This window comes from Polynucleobacter sp. 35-46-11, assembly GCF_002281105.1.
In genome coordinates this window covers 1-1,896 of the sequence record NZ_NCFJ01000481.1, presented here as the reverse complement: position 1 = coordinate 1,896, position 1,896 = coordinate 1, and the positions used below count along the sequence as shown (strand labels likewise).

Sequence of the window (1,896 nt, the reverse complement as noted above, 5' to 3'; positions counted from 1 at the left end):
AAGTCCGATAAACCTGTTCTCCTCGACTTCTGGGCTGAGTGGTGTGGTCCTTGCAAGATGATCGGCCCTATCCTTGAAGAGCTGGCTGGTGAGTATGGCGACAAGATCCAAATCGCAAAGATGAACGTAGATGAGAACCAAGGCGTTCCTGCCCAGTTCAATATTCGTGGCATCCCAACATTGATCCTCTTTAAGAACGGCACTGTTGCTGCTCAAAAAGTAGGCGCTTTGGCTAAATCCCAGCTGACTGCATTTATTGATAGTCATCTGTAAATAGTCCCAGGTCACAGGTTCACTGGGTGAGCCTGTGGTTTTTAACTGTTTTTAGTGTAGTATCTAATTCATCGCACTTACAGTGCTCCGATTTCTCGCAAGATTCCCAGTAATTTCCCTCCCCCTTCTTTTTTAGCAAACTCCCCAAAATTCTGTTTTTCCAATCTGTCTGATGTTCGTCTAGACAGCGATACCTCAAAACACATTTACATCCTTATCTACACCCGAGAACCACATGCAATTATCTGAACTCAAAGTCCTCCACGTATCCGCCCTGCTTGAAATGGCAGCCAGCCTGGAGATTGAAAATACGCAACGTATGCGCAAACAAGAGTTGATGTTTGCCATCCTCAAGAAGCGCGCCAAGGAAGGTGAATCCGTTTTCGGTGACGGCACTTTGGAAGTGTTGCCTGATGGCTTTGGTTTCTTACGCTCCCCAGATGCCTCTTATATGGCTTCTCCGGACGATATCTATATCTCACCTGCTCAGATCCGCCGCTTTAACCTGCATACGGGTGATAGCGTTGAGGGCGAGGTTCGCACCCCTAAAGATGGCGAGCGTTACTTTGCCTTGGTTAAGGTAGACAAGATCAACGGTTTGCCTCCAGAGGCTTTAAAGAACCGCATCATGTTCGAGAACTTAACGCCTTTGCATCCAAATCGCGTTGTTCAATTAGAGCGTGATATCAAGGCTGAAGAAAATTTAACTGGTCGCATCATCGATATGATCTCCCCGATTGGCTATGGCCAGCGTGGCTTGATCGTGTCTTCACCTAAATCCGGTAAGACCGTGATGATGCAGCACATTGCGCATGCGATCTCTGCAAACAACCCAGATGCGATCTTGATCGTATTGTTGGTAGATGAGCGTCCTGAAGAAGTTACTGAAATGCAGCGTTCTGTACGCGGTGAAGTGGTTGCCTCTACATTTGATGAACCAGCGGTGCGTCACGTACAAGTTGCTGAGATGGTGATTGAAAAAGCCAAGCGCTTAGTGGAGATGAAAAAAGACGTCATTATCCTGCTTGACTCGATTACCCGCCTTGCTCGTGCTTACAACACCGTGATTCCTTCATCTGGAAAAGTGCTCTCTGGTGGTGTAGATGCAAACGCATTACAACGTCCAAAGCGCTTCTTCGGTGCAGCGCGTAACGTGGAAGAAGGTGGCTCACTCACCATCATCGCTACCGCCTTGATTGAAACAGGTAGCCGTATGGATGACCTGATCTACGAAGAGTTCAAAGGTACCGGCAATATGGAAGTACACCTTGAGCGTCGTTTGGCTGAGCGCCGTGTTTACCCATCGATTAACCTCAATAAGTCCGGTACGCGCCGTGAAGAGTTGCTGGTTAAAGCTGAAAACCTCCAGAAAATCTGGGTTTTACGTAAATTATTGGCCGATATGGACGATATCGAGGCAATGAACTTCATTGTTGATAAGCTCAAATCCACCAAAAATAACGGTGAATTCTTCGATTTAATGCGTAAGGGCGGCTAATTTAGGCTCTCAGAGTCGGTAAAAGTGGGCTTTGTTGTTGATTTCATGGCATAATTTCGCCTTTACCGCTTTAATAATTTGCATTTAACTGGGTAAGTATTTGGGTCTTTGGACTTAAACGGCTG

Annotated in this window: 2 protein-coding genes; both read left to right on the top strand. The window is 46.6% G+C overall.

Features of this window, described 5'->3' with window-relative positions:
* Positions 1–273: thioredoxin (gene trxA, locus B7Y67_RS16625; protein WP_293599579.1), on the top strand; the 273-nt coding region annotated here is incomplete at its 5' end.
* 235 nt (positions 274–508) lie between these two features.
* Positions 509–1,771 carry a transcription termination factor Rho gene (gene rho / locus B7Y67_RS16620; protein WP_015421283.1) on the top strand — a complete coding sequence of 421 codons (1,263 nt, stop codon included), beginning with the start codon at positions 509–511 and terminating at the stop codon, positions 1,769–1,771.
* Positions 1,772–1,896: the final 125 nt, after the last annotated feature.

Excerpts from the sequence above, each read along its gene's own strand:
- rho (WP_015421283.1), top strand. The coding sequence starts at position 509 with ATGCAATTATCTGAACTCAAAGTCCTCCACGTATCCGCCCTGCTTGAA.